Here is a 398-nt window from a genome sequence, read left to right as displayed (position 1 = left end):
GAAAAGATGTGTTCGATTGCCTATTGTAGTGGTTGGTATAATGAGAAAAAGAGATAAGCAAACAGGATTTTCTGACGTTGACAATGTTTATCTCAATGAAGCTCGGATGGCGGTATTTTTTGCTGAAAAGTGGTTTACAACAACACAGCGTAAGCACCATAGGTGGCAATTGAATGAAAGCCAAATACAACAATACGGATTAGAAAATCACTTAGATTGCCAAAAACTTTGGTTTGAATATAGCGCTGTTGCGCAAAGAAGGTTAACAGTTTTCGCCCCAAATAACTGGCTGGCTCTAACCTGTCTCTTATACACATCTGACGCTGCCGACGAACCACGACATGTGTGTGGGTGGGGGGGGGGGGGGGGAGGGAAAAAGGGGGGGGGGGGGGGGGGGG

The 398-nt window shown here is 46.0% G+C and carries 1 protein-coding gene; it reads right to left on the bottom strand.

Annotated elements, in window-relative coordinates; translation table 11 throughout:
* Positions 1-134: 134 nt before the first annotated feature.
* Positions 135-398 (bottom strand): hypothetical protein (locus tag JHD69_RS20590; RefSeq protein WP_199142174.1); only part of this gene is annotated, 264 nt, incomplete at its 5' end.

It is taken from the genome of Pedobacter sp. ASV12 (genome assembly GCF_016429155.1).
GTDB lineage: Bacteria > Bacteroidota > Bacteroidia > Sphingobacteriales > Sphingobacteriaceae > Pedobacter.
Note: the sequence above shows the minus strand (reverse complement) of the source record. Positions and strands in the feature narration are given on the sequence as shown.